The 21,781-nt window shown below is 63.9% G+C and carries 26 protein-coding genes and 1 pseudogene; 24 read left to right on the plus strand and 3 right to left on the minus strand.

All coding sequences use genetic code 11. The annotated features are described in order from the left end of the window. Positions 1–59: 59 nt before the first annotated feature. The 21 genes from IOC69_RS01545 to IOC69_RS01645 all read left to right on the plus strand — a co-directional run bounded on the left by IOC69_RS01545 (position 60) and on the right by IOC69_RS01645 (position 18,010). Positions 60–986, plus strand: a complete 927-nt coding sequence (locus tag IOC69_RS01545; protein WP_290541760.1) for a flagellin — start codon at positions 60–62, stop codon at positions 984–986. Between the two features lie 88 nt (positions 987–1,074). Continuing rightward, on the plus strand, positions 1,075–2,745 hold the full coding sequence (gene fliF, locus IOC69_RS01550; RefSeq protein ID WP_290541944.1) for a flagellar basal-body MS-ring/collar protein FliF: 1,671 nt from the start codon (positions 1,075–1,077) through the stop codon (positions 2,743–2,745). Then, positions 2,742–3,353 (plus strand): hypothetical protein, encoded by a 612-nt coding sequence (locus IOC69_RS01555; protein ID WP_290541761.1) that lies wholly within the window; start codon positions 2,742–2,744, stop codon positions 3,351–3,353. Before fliF ends, IOC69_RS01555 begins: the two co-directional genes overlap by 4 nt. Then, positions 3,350–4,444 (plus strand): flagellar motor protein MotB, encoded by a 1,095-nt coding sequence (locus IOC69_RS01560; protein ID WP_290541762.1) that lies wholly within the window; start codon positions 3,350–3,352, stop codon positions 4,442–4,444. Before IOC69_RS01555 ends, IOC69_RS01560 begins: the two co-directional genes overlap by 4 nt. Next, entirely contained in the window at positions 4,441–5,613 is a 1,173-nt protein-coding gene (locus IOC69_RS01565; protein ID WP_290541763.1) for a hypothetical protein, read from the plus strand. Before IOC69_RS01560 ends, IOC69_RS01565 begins: the two co-directional genes overlap by 4 nt. Beyond that, a complete protein-coding gene (locus IOC69_RS01570) occupies positions 5,613–6,848 on the plus strand; it encodes a flagellar hook-length control protein FliK (protein ID WP_290541764.1) in 1,236 nt (411 codons plus the stop codon). Before IOC69_RS01565 ends, IOC69_RS01570 begins: the two co-directional genes overlap by 1 nt. Continuing rightward, on the plus strand, positions 6,802–7,365 hold the full coding sequence (locus tag IOC69_RS01575) for a transglycosylase SLT domain-containing protein (protein ID WP_290541765.1): 564 nt from the start codon (positions 6,802–6,804) through the stop codon (positions 7,363–7,365). The genes IOC69_RS01570 and IOC69_RS01575 overlap by 47 nt, the downstream gene beginning before the upstream one ends. A 69-nt stretch (positions 7,366–7,434) precedes the next feature. Next, the gene (locus tag IOC69_RS01580) at positions 7,435–8,691 is read left to right on the plus strand and encodes a flagellar hook protein FlgE (protein ID WP_290541766.1); all 1,257 of its coding nucleotides are present in this window, start codon (positions 7,435–7,437) and stop codon (positions 8,689–8,691) included. Positions 8,692–8,721: 30 nt separating this feature from the next. Further along, entirely contained in the window at positions 8,722–10,188 is a 1,467-nt protein-coding gene (flgK, locus tag IOC69_RS01585; RefSeq protein WP_290541767.1) for a flagellar hook-associated protein FlgK, read from the plus strand. Next, a complete protein-coding gene (locus IOC69_RS01590; RefSeq protein WP_290541768.1) occupies positions 10,188–11,228 on the plus strand; it encodes a flagellar hook-associated family protein in 1,041 nt (346 codons plus the stop codon). Before flgK ends, IOC69_RS01590 begins: the two co-directional genes overlap by 1 nt. 28 nt (positions 11,229–11,256) lie before the next feature. Continuing rightward, entirely contained in the window at positions 11,257–11,643 is a 387-nt protein-coding gene (gene flaF / locus IOC69_RS01595; RefSeq protein WP_290541769.1) for a flagellar biosynthesis regulator FlaF, read from the plus strand. Continuing rightward, positions 11,618–12,010, plus strand: a complete 393-nt coding sequence (gene flbT / locus IOC69_RS01600) for a flagellar biosynthesis repressor FlbT (protein ID WP_290541770.1) — start codon at positions 11,618–11,620, stop codon at positions 12,008–12,010. The genes flaF and flbT overlap by 26 nt, the downstream gene beginning before the upstream one ends. Continuing rightward, positions 12,010–12,417: a flagellar hook assembly protein FlgD gene (gene flgD / locus IOC69_RS01605; protein WP_290541771.1), complete on the plus strand. Its 408-nt coding sequence runs from the start codon at positions 12,010–12,012 to the stop codon at positions 12,415–12,417. The genes flbT and flgD overlap by 1 nt, the downstream gene beginning before the upstream one ends. Further along, complete coding sequence (locus tag IOC69_RS01610; protein ID WP_290541772.1) at positions 12,414–12,680, plus strand: flagellar biosynthetic protein FliQ; 267 nt, start codon at positions 12,414–12,416, stop codon at positions 12,678–12,680. The genes flgD and IOC69_RS01610 overlap by 4 nt, the downstream gene beginning before the upstream one ends. 18 nt (positions 12,681–12,698) lie before the next feature. Then, positions 12,699–14,792 carry a flagellar biosynthesis protein FlhA gene (gene flhA, locus IOC69_RS01615; protein WP_290541773.1) on the plus strand — a complete coding sequence of 698 codons (2,094 nt, stop codon included), beginning with the start codon at positions 12,699–12,701 and terminating at the stop codon, positions 14,790–14,792. Continuing rightward, complete coding sequence (locus IOC69_RS01620) at positions 14,789–15,550, plus strand: flagellar biosynthetic protein FliR (protein ID WP_290541774.1); 762 nt, start codon at positions 14,789–14,791, stop codon at positions 15,548–15,550. The genes flhA and IOC69_RS01620 overlap by 4 nt, the downstream gene beginning before the upstream one ends. Next, positions 15,547–15,954 (plus strand): hypothetical protein, encoded by a 408-nt coding sequence (locus IOC69_RS01625; protein WP_290541775.1) that lies wholly within the window; start codon positions 15,547–15,549, stop codon positions 15,952–15,954. Before IOC69_RS01620 ends, IOC69_RS01625 begins: the two co-directional genes overlap by 4 nt. Before the next feature lie 22 nt (positions 15,955–15,976). Continuing rightward, positions 15,977–16,477: a rod-binding protein gene (locus IOC69_RS01630; protein ID WP_290541776.1), complete on the plus strand. Its 501-nt coding sequence runs from the start codon at positions 15,977–15,979 to the stop codon at positions 16,475–16,477. A gap of 7 nt (positions 16,478–16,484) precedes the next feature. Next, positions 16,485–16,847 carry a hypothetical protein gene (locus tag IOC69_RS01635; RefSeq protein WP_290541777.1) on the plus strand — a complete coding sequence of 121 codons (363 nt, stop codon included), beginning with the start codon at positions 16,485–16,487 and terminating at the stop codon, positions 16,845–16,847. 6 nt (positions 16,848–16,853) lie between these two features. After that, positions 16,854–17,330, plus strand: coding sequence for a hypothetical protein (locus IOC69_RS01640; protein WP_290541778.1), 477 nt, complete (start codon positions 16,854–16,856; stop codon positions 17,328–17,330). Between the two features lie 479 nt (positions 17,331–17,809). Then, positions 17,810–18,010 (plus strand): hypothetical protein, encoded by a 201-nt coding sequence (locus tag IOC69_RS01645; RefSeq protein WP_290541779.1) that lies wholly within the window; start codon positions 17,810–17,812, stop codon positions 18,008–18,010. On the opposite strand, the gene hpt is transcribed toward IOC69_RS01645, so the two are convergent. From hpt to IOC69_RS13675, 3 genes and pseudogenes are all read right to left on the minus strand, one after another. Further along, on the minus strand, positions 18,002–18,565 hold the full coding sequence (hpt, locus tag IOC69_RS01650) for a hypoxanthine phosphoribosyltransferase (RefSeq protein ID WP_290541780.1): 564 nt from the start codon (positions 18,563–18,565) through the stop codon (positions 18,002–18,004). The two genes, IOC69_RS01645 and hpt, sit on opposite strands and share 9 nt — an antisense overlap. After that, positions 18,562–19,140, minus strand: a complete 579-nt coding sequence (locus tag IOC69_RS01655; RefSeq protein WP_290541781.1) for a hypothetical protein — start codon at positions 19,138–19,140, stop codon at positions 18,562–18,564. The genes hpt and IOC69_RS01655 overlap by 4 nt, the downstream gene beginning before the upstream one ends. Positions 19,141–19,167: 27 nt before the next feature. Then, positions 19,168–19,305: pseudogene (locus IOC69_RS13675) on the minus strand (hypothetical protein); the annotation flags it as partial. A 79-nt stretch (positions 19,306–19,384) separates the two neighbouring features. Here IOC69_RS13675 and ftsE point away from each other — a divergent pair. The 3 genes from ftsE to IOC69_RS01670 are packed head-to-tail and all read left to right on the plus strand — an operon-like array spanning position 19,385 to position 21,665. Continuing rightward, complete coding sequence (gene ftsE, locus IOC69_RS01660) at positions 19,385–20,041, plus strand: cell division ATP-binding protein FtsE (RefSeq protein WP_290541782.1); 657 nt, start codon at positions 19,385–19,387, stop codon at positions 20,039–20,041. After that, positions 20,038–20,928, plus strand: coding sequence for a hypothetical protein (locus IOC69_RS01665; protein ID WP_290541783.1), 891 nt, complete (start codon positions 20,038–20,040; stop codon positions 20,926–20,928). The genes ftsE and IOC69_RS01665 overlap by 4 nt, the downstream gene beginning before the upstream one ends. After that, on the plus strand, positions 20,925–21,665 hold the full coding sequence (locus tag IOC69_RS01670; RefSeq protein ID WP_290541784.1) for a 1-acyl-sn-glycerol-3-phosphate acyltransferase: 741 nt from the start codon (positions 20,925–20,927) through the stop codon (positions 21,663–21,665). The genes IOC69_RS01665 and IOC69_RS01670 overlap by 4 nt, the downstream gene beginning before the upstream one ends. The last annotated feature ends 116 nt before the right edge of the window (positions 21,666–21,781 follow it).

The raw sequence follows: 21,781 nt of genomic DNA on the forward strand, positions 1-21,781 counted from the left end.
GTCGGCCGGCCTGGCTCCGGAATGTTCTCACTCATCGACTCCGCTTAGGGACATCCGCGATGGCCAGCATCCTGACCAACGGCTCTGCAATGACCGCATTGCAGAATCTGACGGCGACAATCCGCAAACTCGACGAGACGCAGACCCGCATCTCGACCGGCTTGCGCGTCGGCAAGGCGGAAGACAATGCGGCCTACTGGTCGATTGCCACCACCATGCGCTCCGACAATGGCGCGCTTTCGACCGTGAAGGATGCGCTGGGCCTCGGCTCCGCGACGATCGATGTCGCCTATACCGGTGTCAACAGCGCCATCGACGCGGTGAAGGACATCAAGAACAAGCTGGTCGCCGCGCGCCAGCCGGGTGTTGACCGGGCCAAGATCCAGTCGGAAATCACCGAGCTTCAGCGCCAGCTCACGTCAATCGGCAGCACCTCGGTGTTCAGCGGCGAAAACTGGATATCGGTTGACTCCTCATCCCCCGACTATACCGCCACGAAGACCATCGTGGCCTCCTTCTCGCGGGCCACGTCGGGGATCGCCATCGGGACCATTTCGATCGATGTGGCGAACATCAAGCTCTACGACGCCGCCGACCAGTCCGGCATTCTCGACTCCACGGATACGACGGCCAACGGCGGGGTGACTTTTTCCGTCGCAAACCTCGATATCTCCACCCTCTCCAACAGCGACACTGACGTGGAGGACCTTGAGCAGATGATCGCCTGGGTCGATTCCGCCATTACCAAGATGACCAGCTCGGCTGCAAATCTCGGCGCCGTGAAGCAGCGCGTGAACCTTCAGAAGGACTTCGTGGGCTCGCTGATGGATGCCATCACGCGCGGCGTCGGGGCTCTGGTTGACGCCGACATGAACGAGGAGTCGACGAAGCTTCAGGCACTCCAGGTTCAGCAGCAGCTGGGCGTGCAGTCGCTCAGCATCGCCAACCAGAACAGCCAGAACATCCTCTCGCTTTTCAAGGGCTGATCTTTCCCGAAGCGAAACCGGAATGGAGGATGGTGGGTGAGGCGGCGCCGGACGGGGGGCCGCGGCAGCGGAGGTTGGCTTGAACGGCATGTTGGACATTCTCAGGCGGCTGCGGGACAGCCTCGCGGCGCTCGGAGCCCGGCGCCTCGTGGCCCTTGGACTCACGGGACTGACGGTTTTCCTGCTGGTGGGCGTCAGCGGCTATCTCCTCAGCCGCCCGCAGCAGGAAGTGCTTTACTCCGGTCTCGACCCCCAGGACGTGACCCGCATGGGGGCGGCGCTTCAGGACGCGGGAGTTCCCTTCGATGTCAACAGCAATGGCGATTCGGTCCTCGTTGCCTACGGGCATGCAGCAAAGGCGCGCATGCTGCTGGCGGAGAAGGGCCTGCCGCGGAGCGACAGCTCGGGTTACGAGCTCTTCGACAAGCTGGGTTCGCTCGGCCTCACCACATTCATGCAGCAGGTCACCAAGGTGCGGGCGCTGGAGGGCGAACTGACGAAGACCATTCGCCTGACCGACGGCATCAAGGCCGCGCGCGTGCACCTCGCCCTGCGCAATGAGGGCAGTTTCCGGAGCAGCAACGATCAGGCCACGGCATCCGTCATCGTCAGGGCGGAGGGCGACGCCGGAGAAAGGGCTGCGGCGGCCATCCGCCACCTCGTCGCAGCGGCAATTCCCGGACTGTCGCCGAACGACGTCACCATCATGGGCGCCGACGGACGGTTGCTCGCATCCTCCGACGATTCCGTCTCCGCCGCCCCGGAGAAGCTGATCGGCCTGGAGCGCGGTATCTCCAGCGACATCGAGTCGAGGATCGCACGCACCCTCCTGCCCTATGTCGGCGCGGAGAACTTCCGCGTGAGCGTGAATGCAAAACTCAACGCCGACCGGCGGCAGACCAGCGAGACGACATTCGATCCCAATTCCCGCGTCGAACGCTCGGTGCGCACCATCAAGGAAAGCGGCGAGGCGCAAAACGCCCAGGGAGCCGCGGGCGTGACGGTGGAGCAGAACATTCCCGTCGAGCAGGCCACGAACCCGGCCGGCGACAAATCGAGCGAGAAGAAAGACCGCAAGGAAGAGCTCACCAATTACGAGATCAACTCGCGGTCCGTCTCGACCACATCGGACGGATACGGGGTCGACCGGCTTTCGGTTGCAGTCGTCCTGAATCGCGCGATGCTGGTCAAGGACCTCGGCGCCTCGCCGGCACCAGAGGCTGTCACCGCGAGGATAGCCGAGCTTCAGAAGCTCGTCATCTCTGCCGCGGGCATCGTCGAGTCGCGGGGCGACACGGTCACCATTACCGCCACCGACTTCCTGCCTGAAGAGGCCGCAGCGCAGGAACCGCCGGAGGGCGTGCTGTCCTGGCTCGCGAACCACTCCGGCAGTCTCATCAATGCCGGGGTCCTCGTGCTGATCACCCTTCTCGTTCTTTTGCTCGGGTTGAGGCCAGCACTGCGCATCATTGTGGCGGAGCGCCCGGCGCTTGCCGGGATGAACGCCGCCGCGCTTCCCGGCATGGCAGACCCTGCGGGAATGCCGCTGGCCGACATGTCAGCCGGAAGCGCGGCGCTCGACAGTTTCGCCCTGCCGCAACTTGGCGGGTCTGAGACGGATCCGCTGCTCGACAGCCTGGCGCGCGAGGTGGCGAGCAGCCCCAAGGACAGGCTCGCCAAGATCGTCGAGCTTGATCCCGAGCGCGCCGTCGAAGTCCTGAAACAGTGGCTGAACGAGCCCGAGGGACGCGCCGCATGATTCCTCTGGAACGGTGGCTCCGGAACCCGGGCGGCGCCTCGGCTCCCGCGATGGCGGAGGAGGGGGCCTCCAGCAACGGCTCGGACGACGCGATGGCTGAAGGCCTCGCCTGGGTCGAAGCGGCGGACGGCGGCGCCCGGCGCGTGCAGGAACTGGAGGAGGCGCTCGCCGAAGCTCGTGATAAGCTGACAGCGCAGCAGGCCGAGGCCGCGCTGCGGGAAGCGGAACTCGCGGCCCGCCTCGGCGCGGAGCTTGCGGCAGGGATTGGCCACGAAGTCGCGGCCGGCCTGCGGTCGTTGCAGGAGGACATCGAAAGCGCCGTAACCGGCATCCTGCAGCCGTTCCTCGGACGGCACGCCGCCTTGCGGGCAAGCGCCGAACTTGCCGGTCTCGTCGGCAAGTCGCTTGGCGCCTCGCACGAACCGCTACTCGATGTACGGGCGCCCATCGACCTGCATGAGGCGCTGCATGCCGAGCTGCGCGGCCGCGGCCTGGAGGTGCAGATGACCGAGGCGGCGGCGGTGGAGCTTGTCTTCACCCGGAGGCGGGAGCGCTTCGAGCTTCTCGCCGCGCACTGGATCGGCATCATAACGGAGCATGAGGGATGAGCGGCGGTGCGGACGCAGACAAGCCGGAAATCGTCATCGTGCGCCGCCGTGTCGTGGATGATGGCGCCGCAACAAAGGCGGGCGCCTGGAAGATTGCCTATGCCGACTTCGTGACCGCGATGATGGCCTTCTTCCTCGTGATGTGGCTGATCAACGCCTCCAACGAAGAGACGCGCGCGCAGGTGGCCAGCTATTTCAACCCGATCAAGCTGACTGACACCTCGACGGGTTCGCGCAGCCTGAAGGACGTTAAGGACACACGTAATCCGCAAAACCGGAAGTCGGGCGAAACAGGCGAGGGCTCGCCGCCTGCAAAAAAGGATACGCTGGAAGAAGCCGAGATGATGGCCAATCCGCCCAAATCGCTCGACCGCGTTGCGAAGACGGTGTCGAGCTCGGAGTTCCGGAATGCCGGGCTGGAAAGCGACGTTGAGATCGCGCCGTCACTCAAGCCCGACAAGAGCAACCCCGGCGTGGGCGATCCTTTCGATCCGCGGAGCTGGGAGAAGGCAGGGGCAGCCGGCATCACGAAGGGCGATCCGGCAACGCAAGGTGCTGCATCAGATCAGCAACCCGGACAGCCCGGAAAGCAGACAACCGAAGAGGCCGGGAAGGACAAGACGGTTTCCCGAGAGGCTGCCGGGCTGCTGAAGGAGGTCGCAAGCCGCCTCGGACAAGCGCCGCAGCAGCTGTCGAGACAGGTCGAGATCAAGGCCATCAATGGCGGCGTGCTGGTGAGCCTTACCGAGAGCGCCGATTTCGAAATGTTCAAGATGGGTTCCGCCGAGCCAGAACCCCGGATGCTGAAGCTGGTGGAGGCCCTCGCCAGCGCCCTCCAGTCACGCCCGGGCAAAATCATCGTCCGCGGCCATACGGACTCGCGGCCCTATCGCAACAAGTATTACGACAATTGGCAGCTCTCGACAGCGCGCGCCAACCAGGCGCGCTACATGCTGGTGCGCGGCGGCCTTGACGGGAAACGCATCCGTCGCATCGAAGGCGTTGCGGATCTCGAGCCGCGGAACGCGGCGGATCCCCAGGCGCCGGAAAACCGCCGGATCGAAATCTTCATGGGGCAGGAGACCCCATGATGCGCAATGCCTTCGCCTGCCTCGTCTGCTTGGCGGCGTGGCTCGCAGGCGCCCCCGTCATGGCCGGAGAAGAGGCGGGTGGAACGGCCGCCGCCGCTCCGCCGCAAGCATCATCCCAGGCCGAAGATGACATCAAGCGCCTGCTGTCCCTCCAGGACGCTGCCGCTATGGGCAGCATTGCCGCCATCGACGAGCAGAAGCGCCTGCTGCGCAGCATTGACAAGGCTCTCTTAGCCGAAACCGGCCATGCCGCTTCGCCGCCGGCCACAGCAGTCGCCGCCTATGTCCTCAGCGGCGGGGATCCGCAGGTGGCGGAGCGGTTGGCGAAAGCACCGGACACCACCGCGCATGACCGCAGGCTGCTCGAAGCCGCTGCAGTCTTCATGCGCGGAGATCGGGCTGCCGCGGCGGGCCTCATGGCGAAGCTCAATCCGCTGCAGCTGCCGGCGCAGATCGCCGGACGCATGGCCCTGGCCCAGGCCCTGCTGGCGCGGGAGGATGCAAGCCAGGACCATTATGCCTTGGCGCTTTCGGTCATGCCGGGCACCGCCATCGAGGAATCAGCCTTGCGACGATCGGCGCTGGCCTATGCCGATGCACGTAACGAAGCAGCCTTCTGGCGGCGGCTGGAGCGTTATATCCGGCGCTTTCCGGCATCGGTCTACAAAGAAGGCTTCTGGGATGAGGTCACGGCCCAAATCGTCACATGGACAGAGAAGGGGCCAGGACCAGACCTCAAGACCCTCGACCGCGTGCTCGGCATGTTGTCGGCGGAGGAACAGCGCCGGATCTATGTGGCTCTCGTCCGACTGTCCGCCGCAAGGGCAAATGCCCCGCTCACCGGTTTTGCCGCCGCGAGGCTGGAGCGCCTGGCGGAGGACGGGAGCGCGGAGGATCAAATGGCCTCCTTCTACCTGTACCTTTTCAAAATCGTGTCTCCCGAGGGCGATGAGGCATTGCACAAGCTGCGGTCGATCCGCGCCGATCTTCCAGGCCCCCAGGAACGGACGCTGCTGGAAGCGGCTCTCGTGGTGGGAGAACAGATCGACCGGCCGGACACCCCGGCGGGTTCGAGCGTCGCAGCGGACAAAACCGAGCCGGATGCACGCGAGCAACGCGGCTCCAGCCTGCTCGCAGCAACTTCCAAGCTGATCGGGGAACTGGACTGATGCCGCGCATCCTTTGCCATATCATGGACGCACGTTACCTGGCGATGCCCAATCATAGGCACACTCCGGCGCAACAGGGCGGCGTGGTCGACTTCGCGGCGCTTCTCGCGGAGCCGGGCCTGCTGCAGCCCGAAGCCCAGGGTGAAGCGCATGACAGGGAGGCGGTGGAAAGAGAAGACGGTTCGTCACGCGATGGAGACCAGCTCGCTCCGCAGGAACAACCGGCCAACCCGGCGCCTGGCCCGGCATGGAACCCGGTGAATTTTTCCACCGCTCTGCCGCCGGTGACTGTGTGCTCTGTTGCAGCGGGAAGGATCACGCCGGGAAGCGATCAATCCCCTGCCGCTTCGCCGGCCCCGGAGCCGGAAGCCCGGCTCGACGCGGAGGTGAAGAAGCAAGAGAACCCTCAGGCGGTAAACGAACTCGCTCCGAAGCCTGCGCAGGCACATGGCGCTTCAACGCTGAAACTGGACGATCGCCATGCTGACGAGGACTCCCGCTCCGCCGGCGGCGGCGATCGTGACAAGCATTCCCGTCTGCCTGCCGTGGCACAGGACCAGCACGGTGAGCCAACGTCAAAGGCAATTTCGGATGCACGGGCCGAAGAGCCGATGGCCGTGTCCGATACGGCTGCACCACCCATCACGCCTACAGCGCAGAAGGCGGCTGCCCAAACGCCAGCCTCCCCATCGGCGGTTCATGCTCCGCCCGTGCCGGAGACGCCGGTGACCCAGGCGCCTGTCAGGCAGATACTCGCTCTTTTGGACACCCCGGGCGCGGTGCTTCCCATGGTGACGAACACGCTTCTCAACGCCTCGGGTCCCACTGGCGAAATCCGCGTGTTGCGGATGAAGCTCCGTCCGGAAGCGCTGGGCGAGGTGGACATAACACTTCGGCGGCGCGGCGCTGACATGCGCATCGACATCACCGTCACGACCCAGGCCGCCGCAGACGCATTGCGAACCGATCTTGGTCTTCTCAAGGAGCGTGTTGGCAACCTGTTGCGGCCGGAGGGTGCCCAGTCCGTCGTGGTGGTGGTTCAGTCCGCCGACAGTCTGCCCACCCCGCAGGGCGGTGCAACTGGCGATGCGGGCAGTGCCATGGGCGGAAGCTTCGCGGCAGGTGGCGGGGAGAGATCACCTTCACGCAAGCGGGAGACGCCATCTCCTGCGAGGGAAGGTGAGAGCCATGAAGAAATTCGTCTGCAGCCTGCTTCTGCTGATCTCGTTGTGTGAGGCCAGCGCTGCTGCGCCCGCCGGAGCGGGGGGTGTCTGCGAGCGCGAGATGTCCGGAGCGGCGGCGGAGGCAGGGGTGCCGCTCGGCGTGCTCTATGCGGTCGCCATGACGGAGACCGGCCGCAAGGGTTCGCTTCACCCCTATGCCCTCAACATCGAGGGGCTCACAGTCATCACCACCACGAAGCAGGATGCATTGGCCGAATACGACCGCGCCCGGCGCTCCGGCAAGAAGCTCATCGATCTTGGCTGCATGCAGGTGAACCATCACTATCACGGGCGCGCCTTTGCCTCCGTCTCGGCGATGCTCGATCCGGCTCTCAATGTCAGATATGCGGCCCGTTTCCTGAAAGACCTGCGGCAGAAGGAAGGAAGCTGGGCCATGGCCGTGGCCCGCTACCACGCGGGACCGCACAACGATCCTGCCCAGAAGCGCTACATCTGCGCCGTGATCCGCAATCTCGTCGCCACCGGTTTCGGCGCCTGGACGCCTGCCTCACGCCAATTCTGCAGGTGATTGCGTGCATCAGTCCGGCGCAAGCCAAACGCCGCATGCTGCGGAAAGGGTTAGCAAAGGGTTCAGGCAATGAGTCTTTACGGCGTGATGCGCACCGGCGTGTCGGGCATGAATGCCCAGGCAAACCGTCTTTCGGCAGTGGCGGACAATGTCGCCAACGTGAACACCACCGGCTACAAAAGCGCGAGCTGCGAATTTTCCAGCCTGATCCTGTCCAACTCGGATGCCGCCTATGAGTCGGGCGCTGTGCTGACGGACGTCCGCTACAACATCGATGCGCAGGGCGGCCTTGTGGCAACCTCGTCGATCAGCGACCTCGCAATCAGCGGCAACGGCTTTTTCATGGTGGCGAACCCGGCGGGCACGCCATTCCTCACGCGGGCTGGCGCCTTCGTGCCCGATGGCAGTGGAACTCTGGTCAATGCCGCCGGCTTCGCCCTGCTCGGTTACAAACTTAACCCCGGCCAGCCGACCGTGACGCTGAATGGATTCGATAACCTCACGCCGGTCAGCTTCGGCGGACCATCGCTCTCGGTTACGCCATCCTCTCAGGGCGCCATTCGCGCCAATCTGCCGTCAACCGCAAGCAACGTCGCGATGACCAACCTCCCATCGTTGAACAATGCATCTTCGACTTACACGGCAAAATCCTCGCTGATAGTCTATGACAATCTGGGCGCCAAGGTGACGCTGGACGTCTATTTCGCGAAGACTGGAACCGGAAACTGGGAGATGTCGGTCTATGACTCGCGCGACGCTGCCCCCGGCGGCGGCTTTCCCTATGGGACGGGTCCATTGACGACACAGTCTCTCGCGTTTGGCGCCGACGGCAAGTTCGTTACTTCGCAATCGACGGCTTTCACCTTCACCATCCCGGGCGGGGCCGACTTCACGCTCGACGTGGGCGGAACAACGCAATTCGCGACCGGATATACCGTTCTTTCCGCGTCGGTGAACGGTACGCCGGCAGGCGAGCCCAAGAACGTCGAAATCTCGCGCGACGGATTCGTATATGCCATCTACGATGGCGGCACCCGCATTCCGGTGTTCCGTATTCCCCTTGCCAATGTGACGAGCCCCAACCTGCTCACGCCACTCGCGGGGAATGTGTTCCAGGCCTCGTCCGAGACCGGGGGCATTACGATCGGTTTTGCGCAGTCCGGCGGGCTTGGCGATATCATCTCCAAGACGCTTGAGCAGTCCACCGTGGACCTGGCCAGCGAGCTCACCACCATGATCGATGCCCAGCGCGGATACACCGCGAACTCAAAGGTGTTCCAGACCGGTTCGGAGCTCATGGACGTGCTGGTCAATCTGAAGCGCTAGACGGCATGACGGCGGCATGAGGCCCCTGCAATGGCAACTCTTTCTTCGGCACTGAACTACGCGCTGGCGGGTCTCTCCGTCAGTGCGGCGCAGTCGGCTGTCGTGTCCCGGAACGTCAGTTCGGCGGGTGACGAAAACTATTCCCGCCGCACGGCCGAGATCGTCACCTTGCCGAACTCCGGCCCCGTTGTGGCCCAGATCGCGCGCAGTACCGACCGCACGCTGCTCGACAAGCTGCTGACATCCACCAGTGGCGCGGCGGGGCAGCAGGTCACGCTCGAGGCTCTGCAGCGGATGAGCGCCATCACCGGTGACCCGCAAGACGACCAGTCCATCGCGGCGGCTCTCGGAAAGCTGCAGACGGCGTTGCGCGGCTATGAACAGAATCCCGCCAGCTCCAGCCTTGCGCGCGCTGCGCTGGAGGCCGCTCGCGGCGCGGCCCAGAAGCTCAACACAGCTTCGGACCAGGTCTCCTCCATCCGTTCCGAGGCGGATCGGAGCATGGCGGATTCTGCCGAACGCATCACTCATCTTCTGTCGCAGTTCAAAGTGGTGAACGACACCATCGTTCGCGGCCAGGGGACAGCGGGCGATCTGACGGAATCTCTGGACCAGCGCGACGCGATCCTCAAGCTGCTCTCGGATGAAATCGGCATCCGCACCACCGTGCGGCCCAACAACGATGTATCGATCTACGCGGAAGGCGGCGCGGTTCTGTTCGAGGCAAGCCCGCGCAGCGTGAGCTTTGCGGCCTCCGGCCACCTGGCTGCCGGCAGCGCGGGCAATGCGCTGATAATCGATGGCGTGCCGGTGACCGGCGCCGGCGCGACGATGCCTGCTTCCGGCGGCAAGTTGTCGGCCTACGCGGCATTGCGGGACGGACTTGCGCCACAGCTTTCGCTGCTGCTGGATCAGATTGCCGCGGGACTCATCAATGCATTCTCCGAGGCGGATCCGCAATTGCCTGCAAGCCTGCCGACAGTGGAGGGTTTGTTCCAGGGCACGGGTGCGCTCCCCTTGCTCAGCAACCCGAATGCCGGGCTGGCGGGCAGGATCCGGATCAACGCTCTGGCCGATCCGGACCAGGGCGGCACACCGCTGCTGATCCGGGACGGCGGTTTCGGCGGACCTGGCTATCTACGCAACGCTACAGGCCAGGCCGGCTTCCAAACCCGCATCGCCGAGCTTGCAGACGCGCTCGACAGGAAACAATCATTCGGCAACTGGGGTGGCCTCGGTGGTGACGCATCGCTGACAGATTACGGGGCCAGATCCGCCTCCTGGGTCGAAGCGAAGCGGCAGGACGCGCAGGCCTCAGGCGATGCGGCGGCAGCGGGCAAGTCCCGCGCCGCTCAGTCGCTTGCCCGGATCAATGGCGTCAACATCGACCAGGAAATGGCGACACTGCTCGACCTCGAGAAAAGCTATCAGGCGTCATCCAAGGTGCTGACAGCCGTCAATTCCATGTTCGACACCTTGCTTGAGGCCGTAAACTGATGGGGATAGTGGACTCCATTCCCACCCGCCTGCTGCTGCAGCCGCTGCGTCTCGCCACGGCGGAGAGTCAGAAACGGCTGGCGCAGGCGCAGGCCGAGTCCGCCTCCGGCCGCCACGAGGACGTCGGCCTCGCGCTTGGCGCACTCACGGGCGCGGCCATCAGTCTGCGGGTTCAGCTGGCGGGGCTCGACCAGTCAGCCGCCAGCCTCGGCCTTGCCAGCGCCCGGGGCGAATCCGTGCAGGCCTCCCTCTCCTCTCTCAACAAGTTGACGGAGCAGTTTCGCTCCACGCTCACTGGGGCGCGCAATTCCGAAAACGGGCGGGCGCTGAGCGCCGCGCTGGCGCGAACCTCCCTCGACTCCATGCGGGATACGCTCTCCGTCACCCAAAACGGACAATATCTGTTCTCCGGGCTGGCCAGCAACACGCCTCCGCTTGCCGATTATGACGCGGGGCCGCGCCAGGCCATCGCCAGCGCCTTCCAGGCGCAGTTCGGCTTCGCGCCGGACGATCCGGCGGCGGCCTCTCTGAGCGCCACGGACATCGGAGGTTTTCTAGATGGCGCCTTCGCGGCTCTTTTCACCTCGCCCGGCTGGACGTCCACGTGGTCGGCGGCAGCCGACGAGACGCCCAAGCTGCGGCTCCCCTCCGGCGGCGCTGTCGATGTATCCAGCAGCGCCAACGCACCCTTCGCGCCACTTATGGCCCAGGCCTTCTCGATGATGGAGGTGCTGGGCCGCGGCAAACTCAACGCGACGGCCTTCATAGCCGCCACCGACCGGGCGCTCGTCCTGATTTCGCAGGCTCAGGCAAGACTCGGCGAGGAACAGTCACGGATTGGCATCGGCCAGTCGGGAGTCAAGGCGGCGCAGGCGGAGATCGACGGGAAGAAGCCGCGGCTCACGGCTGCGGTCAACGCTCTTGAGGGTGTCGACCCTTATGAGGCGGCCACGCGCGTCAACGTGCTTATGACCCAACTCGAGAGCTCTTATGCGCTGACCGGCCGGATCAGCCGCATGAGTCTTCTTTCCTATATCTGAAGCGGAGCCCGGACCACCATGGGAACAGATGAGCATGTATGAATCGACCTATATGGCGATGCTCGAAGACACCACCGAGCAGATACGCGACAACGAGCGGCGGGCCTTCGACACCGCGATAGCTCTGCTGAAACGCGCCCAGCAGGCCGGCCGCGGCACGCGCGACTCGGTCGAGGCGCTGCTCTTCGTCAACCGCCTCTGGACGATCCTGCTCGAGGATCTCGCGGATGAGGGCAATGGCCTGCCTGAAGCCCTCCGCGCCAGCCTGATCTCCATCGGCATCTGGATGCTGCGGCGTTCCGAGGACATCCGCCAGGGGCATGTCGACGATTTCTCCGCCCTGATCGAAGTGTCGGAGACCATTAGGAACGGACTGGGAAGGAACGCACATGTTCATTCATCTCAAGCGTGGTGAGAAGCTCTACGTCAACGGCGCGGTGCTGCGGGTGGACCGCAGAACCTCCCTCGAGTTTCTCAACGACGTGACTTTTCTGCTCGAGAACCATGTCATGCAGGCGGACGAGGCGACAACTCCGGTAAGGCAGCTCTATTTCGTGGTTCAATCCATGCTCATGGATCCGGCCAACGCGGGCATGACGGCGGAACTCTACAAGCATCTTTCCTTCCGCACGCGCCAGGCGACCGATGACGAGAGCGTACGCCAGCAGATCGACCTCGCCGACCAGAAGGTGGCTGAAGGCCGGTATTTCGACGCCTTGAAGCAACTGCGGCTGTCCTTTGCCGGCGGCCGGAAATCCGAAGCCAGTGAGGAGGCTGCCTGATGACCCCCGTAAACCCCACCGCAGCCGCCCCTGCTACCACTTCGAGGGCCGCGGCCCAACCGTTCAAGACCAATATGGATTATGAAAGCTTCCTGCGGCTGTTCATGGCGCAGATGAAGAACCAGGATCCGACGAAACCCAATGATCCGACAGAAACGCTCTCCCAGCTCGCATCCTTCTCGACGGTCGAGCAGTCGATCAAGCTGAACGGCAAGCTGGATTCGCTGTTGTCCTCGTCCAATGCCACACTGGGCTCGGTGCTGATAGGCCGCAAGCTGAGCAGCCTCGATGGGTCGGTGTCCGGCGTGGCGACGAGCGTGACGATGGGCCAGGACGGCCTCGTCGCAACGCTGAGGGACGGCCGGACGCTGGCCCTGGGCGGTGGCTACACTGTGAGCGCGGCATGAACGAAGCCGACGCGCTGAAGCTGGTGCAAGACGCAATCTGGGCTGTCATCGTCGGGGCGGGTCCTGCGGTGGGCGCGGCCACCCTGATCGGAATTGTCATCGCGCTGATTCAGGCGCTCACCCAGGTCCAGGAGGCCACGCTCACTTTCGTGCCCAAAATTCTTGCGGTGTTTGCGGCCTTGCTTCTGCTCGCCCCGGTCGCGGCAGGCCAGCTGATGAGCTTTACCGAGCAGGTTTACGCCCACATCGAAACCGGCTTCTGACGATGCATGTCGCCCGGCATGACTGACGCATCGCGAATCGCTCCCGCTGGCCCGGCTCCGCGATCGGGCAACCGTGACATCGGCTTCGCGGCGGGCGTTGTCGCGATCCTCATTGTCCTATTCCTGCCAGTACCGCCGTTTCTGCTCGACCTGGGACTTGCCCTCTCGATCTCGCTGTCGGTCGTGATTCTCATGGTTGCGCTGTGGATCGGAAGGCCGCTCGACTTCTCGGCCTTTCCCACCGTTCTGCTCATTGCCACCATGCTGCGTCTGTCGCTGAACGTGGCGACCACGCGGCTCATTCTGTCGCACGGGCATGAGGGGCCCACGGCCGCCGGCCACATGGTCGGCGGCTTCTCCCGCCTGGTGATGGGCGGGGATTTCGTCATCGGCGTCATCGTCTTCGTCATCCTCATCACCATCAATTTCATGGTGATCACCAAGGGCGCGTCCCGCATCGCGGAGGTGGGAGCCCGATTCACGCTTGATGCGATTCCCGGTAAACAGATGGCGATCGACGCCGATCTTTCGGCGGGGCTTATCGACGAGAAGGAAGCGCGCCGGCGGCGCTCCGAACTCGAGCAGGAGAGCGCCTTCTTCGGGTCGATGGACGGCGCCTCGAAGTTCGTGCGCGGCGACGCCATCGCCGGGCTCATCATCACCGGCGTCAATGTCTTCGGCGGCATCATCATCGGGATGATGCGCCATGGCATGAGCTTTTCGGAATCGGCGGACGTCTACACCCAGCTCTCGGTGGGCGACGGCCTCGTCACCCAGATTCCCGCGCTTATCGTGTCGCTGGCCGCCGGTCTCCTCGTGTCGAAGGGCGGGAACCGGGGCGAGGCGCAGGAGGCGATCTTCACCCAGCTCGGCGCCTATCCGCGCGCTCTTCTGGTGGCCGCCATGCTGCTCGGCATACTGTCGCTGGTTCCGGGGCTTCCCTTTCTGCCTTTTGCGCTTCTGGCGGGCATTGTTGCGGGTGGTGCCGTCACCATCGTAAGGCAGGGTGCGCGCGAGCGCCAGGCCGCGGATGACAAGCAGCGCCGGGATGAGGCGACCCGGCAGGAGGAAGAGAAGAGCTCCGTCAAGGAGCTCCTGCGGACGCCCGAGATCGAACTGCGCCTCGGCCGCCAAATCTCGAGCGCGATGCTGGTGTCGCACGGCGAGCTTGCCCACCGCGTGGCCAAGATGCGCCGCCGTTTCGCGCAGGATTATGGCTTCGTCATTCCGGATATCCGTTTGGGGGACGACCTGCTCATTCCGCCACGGAGCTATGCCATCCGCATCCACGGCACCACGGCCGCGAGCTTCGAACTGCGGCTGGGCGAACTCCTGGTCATTCCCGGCGGCAAACCCAAGCCTGACCTTCCCGGGGACGACGTGCGCGAGCCTGCTTTCGGCATGGAAGCTTGCTGGTATCCGGACGTCTTCGCCGCCGAACTGCGCGCCAATGGCCATATTCCCGTCGATCCCATGTCAGTGATGCTCACGCATCTCTCGGAAGTGATCCGCAGCAACCTCGCGAACCTGATGTCCTACAAGGACCTGCGCGCCCTGACGGACCGGCTGGAACCGGAATACAAGCGGCTTCTCGACGAGACCTGTCCGTCGCTTCTCTCCTTTTCGGGTTTCCAGGCCATTCTGAAGCTGCTGCTGGCCGAACGCGTATCGGTGCGCAACCTGCACCTCATTCTCGAAGCCATCGCCGAGATCGCGCCGCATGTGCGAAAGCCCGAGGCCATCGTGGAGCATGTGCGCCACCGTTTGGCCCAGCAGATCTGCGGTGACCTTGCGCAAGACGGACTGCTGAAGGTCGTGCGCCTCGGAAGCCGGTGGGACATTTCGTTCATCCAGAGTCTGAAGCGCGACGGGAAGGGCGATGTTTTCGAGTTCGACCTCGACCCGAGGTTGATCGAGCAGTTCGCGGGCGAACTTTCCACCGCGGTCAAGCCGCTCGTGGACCGGGGCGAACAGTTCGCGCTCGTTACCGCGCCCGAAGCCCGGCCCTATGTCCGCATGATCGTCGACCGGCTGCTTCCTGCCATCGCGGTGCTGTCGCATATCGAAATCGCGCGGAGCGTGAAACTGGACGTGATTGCATCGCTTTCATGACCGAGCCGTTGCAGACCCAATTGCTTGGGCTGGTCCTGCTGTTCTGCCGGATCGGTGGCTGCCTGCTTCTCGCACCGGGGCTTTCGAGCCCGCGCGTGCCGGTGCATGTGCGGCTGTTTGTGGCGCTGGCCATCACCGCCGCCGTTTCACCCATGATCGTGCCGGAGATTGTGAGTCAAACGGGCTCGGCTTCTCCTGATCGCCAGATCTGGCTGATCATGCAGGAGACCGTCATCGGGGCGCTGCTCGGCCTTCTGGCGCGCTGCTTCCTTTTGGCTCTGCAATTCGCCGCCACCGCCATTTCCAACTTTATCGGGCTGGCCGGAATTCCCGGCATTCCGCTCGAGGAGGCTGACACCGGTTCTCCCCTTGCTACGCTCGTCTCCACAGCTGCCGTGACGCTGATCTTTGCAATGGGTCTCCACATCGAACTGCTGAAGGCGGTGATCGACTCCTACGCTGTCATGCCCCCGGGCGCGCCGCCTGGCGCCGATGCCCTGCTGTCGAACCTGCTGCAAACGCTCAATGAGACCTGGCTTCTTGCGCTCAGGCTGTCGGGTCCATTTCTGCTCTATGGCGTGATCGTCAACTTTGCGCTCGGCATGGGTAATCGTTTCGCCCAGCAGATTTCCATGTATCACGCAACCACCGGCGCGGTGATGCTGGGTGGGTTTCTTCTATTTTACCTGGTGTGGGTCGACTGGGCGATGATTTTCGCCGGCGCCTACCGGACCTGGCTGGTGGAGGGCGGTTTTTGAGTGGCGATTCCAAACGCCTGCTGCGCCTGGCTCGGGCGCAGGCCGATCTCACCCGGTTACTCGAAGGCAAGATTGCCGCGGAGCGGCAATGCCAGGAAGAATTTCGGCAAACGCGGCTCGACACACTATCGGCGCTGGAACAGGTGAGCGCCGCCGGCCTCGTCTTCTACCCCGCTGCCCTGCGACGCCTGTGCGACATCGATGCGTCGATTGCCGCCAGCGAGCGGGAGGCACGCGCGCTGGCGGCCAGACTTCTCATGGCGCGGGGCCGGGAAGATGTTCTGCTGCGCAGGGCTGGGGAAGCCGCGGCCCGGCGGCAGCGGCATGTCGCAATGGAAGAGGGCCGTGAGGCCGCTCTGGCCATGGCGGAAAAAGCCCCGGGCAAGCCAGGCGTGGTGAAGTGAGGGTTCACTTGGAAAAAACGCCATGGCCGTAACCCTTCCGTCCGACCTCGTTGCCGACGTGATGCGCGCTGCTGATCCCGCGCGCCGGACCGCCGCTGCTGCCCGGCTCACGTCAATGAGCGGCACTACGGCAAAGTTCGAAACTCTCGTGGATGCGGAGATACCGAAAGCACTCCCCATCGATAACGCTGGGGTCGCTCCGGTGCTGTCCGCACCGCCAGGAACACCGGCACGTGCGGACGATCAGACGCCGGCCTATCAGGGTTTCGAGCGCATGGTGCTGCGCAATCTTTTCGAGACGCTTCTGCCGGAGGAGGACTCCGGGGCTTTCGGCGGAGGTCCTTCCGCCGGCATCTGGCGCTCGATGGCGGCGGACCAGTTGGCCGGGGTCTATGCCGCGAATGGAGGCGTGGGGATCGCCGGAATGCTGGCCTCTTCGGGGTCCGGGCCCGCGCCGCAACGCGACGCGCAGTGGCCTTATTTCTCAATGGACGCCCTCCAAGTGATCGGCAAGCAGGGATGATGGCCTCATGACTCCACCGTCGGTTACCGGCACGGCCGCAGCGCCGGCCCTCCTGAAACTCATCGAAGCAGTGGATGAAGAGAACGCTGCCCTTCGCGACCAGCAGATCTTCACGCACGCCGGTTTCACGGACAGGAAAAACCAGGCGCTGCGTGAACTGATGGCGGCCCAGCGCAAGGAGATCTCCACGGCGGCCGGGCCGACCCTGGGGCCTCTGCTGCGCAGGCTTTCGCATGCACTTCAGGAAAACAGCCGCCTGCTGAAGCTGCACATCGCAGCCGTTGGCGAGATCAGCGACATTATTGTCAGTGGCCTCAGGGATGCGGAATCCGATGGAACCTACTGCCGGAGCGGTGCGCGCGGCTGGTGACCGATCATGCTGAAACTCGCGGCAATCGGGGTGTGGGTGATCCTGGTGACGGCTGGGGCTACTTTCGCATCGGTCTATCTCGGTCAGCCGGCAGGCGAACCTAATTCCACTGAAGACCAGGGTGTGGAGCAACTGACGTCGGAGCTCACCAGCGTTCCGGTGATCCGCGGCGGCGACGTGGTGGGTTACGTCATCCTTCAGCTCTCCTTCGCGGCCGATCGCGCATTGCTGGCCCAGAAGAAACTGGACCCCATGCCCTACATCAAGGACTCCGCTTTCCGGGTGATCTTCACGAGCAGCGACGTCGATTTCCGGCGGTTGAAGCCGGAAGACCTCGATAAACTCACCGGCGCCATTGCCGGGGAGGCGAACAAGCGACTCGGCATGGAGCTTGTGCGGCACGTGCTGTTGCAGCAGCTGAACTATGTGAAGAAGGAGGACATCCGCACCAACTGGATAAATGGTAATGGCAATTCCAATTGATGGGTCGGCGGACACGCCAGGCGAGATGCTGGCCGAGCTTGGCGCAGCGCGCGCTCGGGCTGCGGCAGCCGGGAGCCGGGAGCATGATCTGATGCGGCTTGCAGCCAATCCACTCCTTCTTCAGCGCCATCTGCAGCGTGAGGAGCCTCCGCCGGGATCCCGCCCGGTGGTCGTGGGCTTGCCGTTGCTTGCGGTCGGCGGCAGGGGTGCCCCATTGTCCGCCTCGCGGCACTCCTTTGGGGCTGAAGCTGCGGAACCTCTTTACGCTTCTTCCCTCGAAGCAGAGGCATTCACGCCATCCGCCGATGATATTTCTGGCGCTATGGACTTTCCCCGCAGCGAGCCAACGCGTCATGCCACGTCTTCCGGCCGGTGGCCGGTGGCAGCCTGTGCGGCAGGCGGATTGCTCCTACTGCTCTTTCTGCTTTCGTGAGGTCTGGCATGCTCCTTGCTCGTCCGTCTCGAAACGGGATCGGAACATGGAAGAGCGGGCATTCGAAACAATCAGGCTTCTGCCGCGCCGGGAGCTGGAGGCCTTTGCCGTCAGAGCTGCCGTGCACATACGTGACGCCCGTAGAGAGGCTGAGGCAGGCCGCTTCTTTTCGGCGATTCTGGTCGGATTCCTGCTTGGTGCGCTGGTCACGTCGGCGGCCTTCCTGCTGGGCGCCAGCCTAGGTTGAGGCCGCGCCCCGCGGAATGACGTGGCCGACGAAGGGCAGTTCCCTGAATTGATGCGCCATGTCCATACCATAGCCCACAACGAATTTGTCTGGGCATTCGAAGCCCTTGAAATCCGCTGCGATGTGGGCGGCGAGATGACCGGGCTTGTTCAACAGCACGGCGGTATAGGCGCCCCTGGCGCCGCGCGCGGCGAGCAAGTCCTTGGCGAATGCCAGGGTGCGTCCCGATTCGAGAATGTCGTCGATCAGCAACACGTCACGGTCACGCACGTCTGTCTCGATATCGCGCAGCACCGTCACCTGACCGGAAGACTGCGTCGATTTGCGGTAGCTGGACAAGATCATAAAATCGACTTCGGGCGAAAGCCCCGCATGATGCATGGCGCGGATCAGGTCCGCGGCAAAGACGAAGCTTCCCTTGAGAATGGGAACAACGAGCAGGTTGGCCGGCTGGCGGGCTGCTATTTCTCCCGCAATCGCCCTTACCCGCTCTGCGATTTGCGCCTGGCTGAACAGGATGCCGATGCGGTGGCCGTCGATTGTGAGCTCGCTCATGGCCCGTGATCCGGTCCGATTTCATTAGCCCGGGCAAACCGTACTTCGAGGTTTTGCGCCGCGTCGGGAGGAGAGGCAAGGCGCGTGACGAAGTTGGTGCTCTCACCCGGCCGGAGCGGACGCACTTCAGTGTCAAGCGTCCAGTGATAGACCTCTGCGTTGTCCTTCGAGCGAAGACCGAATCGCAGCATGGGGATACTGCGTTCCATCGAGGAGATATTGGTGAGTTCGCCCTTGATCGCGATGACCTTGCGGCCATCGACGATCAGGTGCTGGAGGTCGACCCGGCGGATTTCGAGGCCATAGATATTCACCTCCCGCCCCATCCAGCCATAGAGGCCGATGCTGCCCGGCGCCGCCGCCACGACCTGTTCGGGAAAGGCGAGCACACCGATGGCCGGCGCAAAGGTGAGAAGCGCGAGCCCCGCCCATGCCGCAAGCCGCACGCGGCGCGCCCGGCGCCGCAGGCGAAATTCGTTCTGGGCGCCTCGGGCAGCCCCGATGAGCGGATGTATGGCGCCGGTTTCCGGAACCGGCTCCGGGCCTGTTTCGTCCTGCGTGAGGAGTTCCGTCACATCGGCGGGTGGTTCCACCCACGTATGTCCGCAGCTTGCGCAGTCGACCAGCGTTCCGCCTCCGTCAAGTCTTGGCGCCGGAATGTCATGGCGCGACGAGCAGATGGGGCATCGGGCAATCATGTGAGGCGCCAATCCAGTGAATCTTCCGCGGAATGAGTACATTTATTCTCCGCCGTGGTTAATGCCTCATTAAAGCTCGGATGGTTTAAGTAGACTTAGTGGGACGAGAGGGAATGGCTCCGTGTTGCGGCTGGAGAATGTAGGTTTGCGATATGGCGATGGACCGGAAATCCTTCGTGACGTGAGCTTTGCCGTGCGCACGGGGGATTTCTATTTCCTCACCGGACCGTCTGGGGCAGGCAAATCATCGTTGCTGAAGCTGCTGTTCCTGGCGCTGCGGCCGACGCGTGGCACACTGAAGATATTCGGCGAGGACGTGACCGGTCTCAGCCACAACAAGCTGCCTCCAATCCGCCGCCGCATTGGCGTTGTGTTCCAGGAGTTCCGGCTGCTCGATCATCTGTCGACATATGACAATGTGGCGCTGCCCCTCCGCGTGGCGGGCAAGTCAGAAGTCTCCTACCGGCGTGACGTGATGGACCTTCTCGACTGGGTCGGGCTGGCGCAGAAATCCGCCGACCTGCCGCCCGTGCTGTCCGGTGGGGAGAAGCAGCGGGCGGCCATCGCCCGTGCCGTCATCGCCAAGCCGCAGCTGCTGCTCGCCGACGAACCGACGGGCAATGTCGATCCGGTTCTGGCAAAGCGCCTGCTGCATCTGTTTCTTGAACTCAACCGCCTTGGCACCACCATGCTGATCGCAACCCACGACAAGGGCCTGGTGCGCCAGGCCGAGCGTCCGGTGCTGCATCTCGAGCAAGGTGTTCTGAACCTGCAATGAAGCCGGGCGCCATTATACCCGCCACTGCGGCCTCCCTCACCTCGCTCACCGTGACCATGGCCGTGATGTGCTATCTCGCGTGCCTCGCCATTGGCGCGTTGATCCTGGTCGACCGCGCCGTGACGAGCTGGACCAGCGGATTGTCACGCGAGATGACGGTGCAGGTGCGGGTCGTCCGTGATGCCGTCATTGCCCGGGAGGTCGAGAAGGCGCGCGCCATAACCGCCGCATTCCCCGGCATCGTTGAGGCGGACGTGCTGGACGAGAGTGCCGGCGCCAAGCTGCTTGAACCCTGGCTCGGCACACGCTCCCTTGCAGGGCTGCCCGTGCCGCGGCTGATCCGGCTTGTCTCGGACGTCAACAACCCTCCCGATGTTGCAGCCTTGGAACAGGCGCTTTCGCGGGTGAAGGGTGCAAGGCTCGATACTCACCAGAAATGGGAAGCGGAGTTGACGCGCATGGCGCGCGCCTTGTCCGCCGTGTCCTATGCAATCCTGCTGCTGATCTCTGTATCGGCCATCGCCATCGTGATCTTCGCCACCCGCGCCGTGCTGCAGGCCAACCGCCATATTGTCGACCTGCTGCATCTCGTCGGCGCCCGCGACAGCTACATCGCGCGCCAGATCGACGGGCGGTTCCTGCGCACCGGGCTGCTTTCCGGTTTCATCGGCGTTGGTCTTGGTCTGTTCACCTTCCTGCTGCTCGGGCTGTTCGGCGGCGGCAGCGAAACCGGCGTCGCGGCCGCCAGCCGCGGGCTCCTGTTCGCCACGCCCAGCATCGCTGTTTGGAGCTATGGGGTGCTGTTCGCCGTGCCGGTGACGGCCACGTTCATCTGCCTTGTGACAGCGCGCATCACGCTGATGCGCCGGCTCGGTGTCGTCACGTGATCTATCTCCGTTCCGCGCTGTTCAACGTCGTCTTCTATATCAACCTCGCGCTGTTTCTCGTGCTCGGCTCGGGCTTCTACGTCACGCCGCGCAAATGGTCGATCCGCGCGCTCCAGCTGTGGGCCCGGGCCTCGCTGTTCTGGCTCCGGACAATTGCCGGCATCCGCCTGGAGGTGCGCGGCAAGGATAATATTCCGCAAGGTGCGTGCCTCGTGGCCGGCAAGCACCAGTCCTTTTGGGAAACCTTCGCTATCCTGCCGCTATTGGACGACCCTGCCATGGTGCTGAAGAGGGAACTGACCTACATCCCGTTCTTTGGCTGGTTCATCCATAAGTTCCGCATGATTCCCGTGGAGCGCTCGGCCGGGACACAGGCCTTGCGCACCATGATCGACTCCGCGGAGAAAGCCATCGCCATGGGACGCCAGGTGGTGATCATGCCTGAGGGAACACGCCGGGGGCCGGATGATCCGCCGGACTACAAGCCCGGCGCCGCGGCACTTTATGGCAAGCTTGGCGTGCCCTGTGTGCCATTTGCCCTGAACTCCGGCCTGTTCTGGCCGCGACGCCAGTTCCTGCGCTGGCCGGGCACCGTGGTGATCTCATTCCTCCCGCCAATTCCGCCCGGACTGACCAGGAAAGCGTTTCAGTCGCGACTGGAAGCTATGATTGAAACGGAAACGGCGCGGCTTGTGGCAGAGGGCCGGTCTGGCGTCCACAGCTGCGTTTCGATTTAGCGCAATCAGAACGCTCTTCTGTCTGTTATCTGTCCGTTTTGTCGCATTTTCTGCGTTCAGCCGGATGCCATTTGGCCGGAAAGTGCGTCAGGTACAAAAAGAGAACAAATACTCGA

This window comes from Aestuariivirga sp., from assembly GCF_020252405.1.
GTDB lineage: Bacteria > Pseudomonadota > Alphaproteobacteria > Rhizobiales > Aestuariivirgaceae > Aestuariivirga.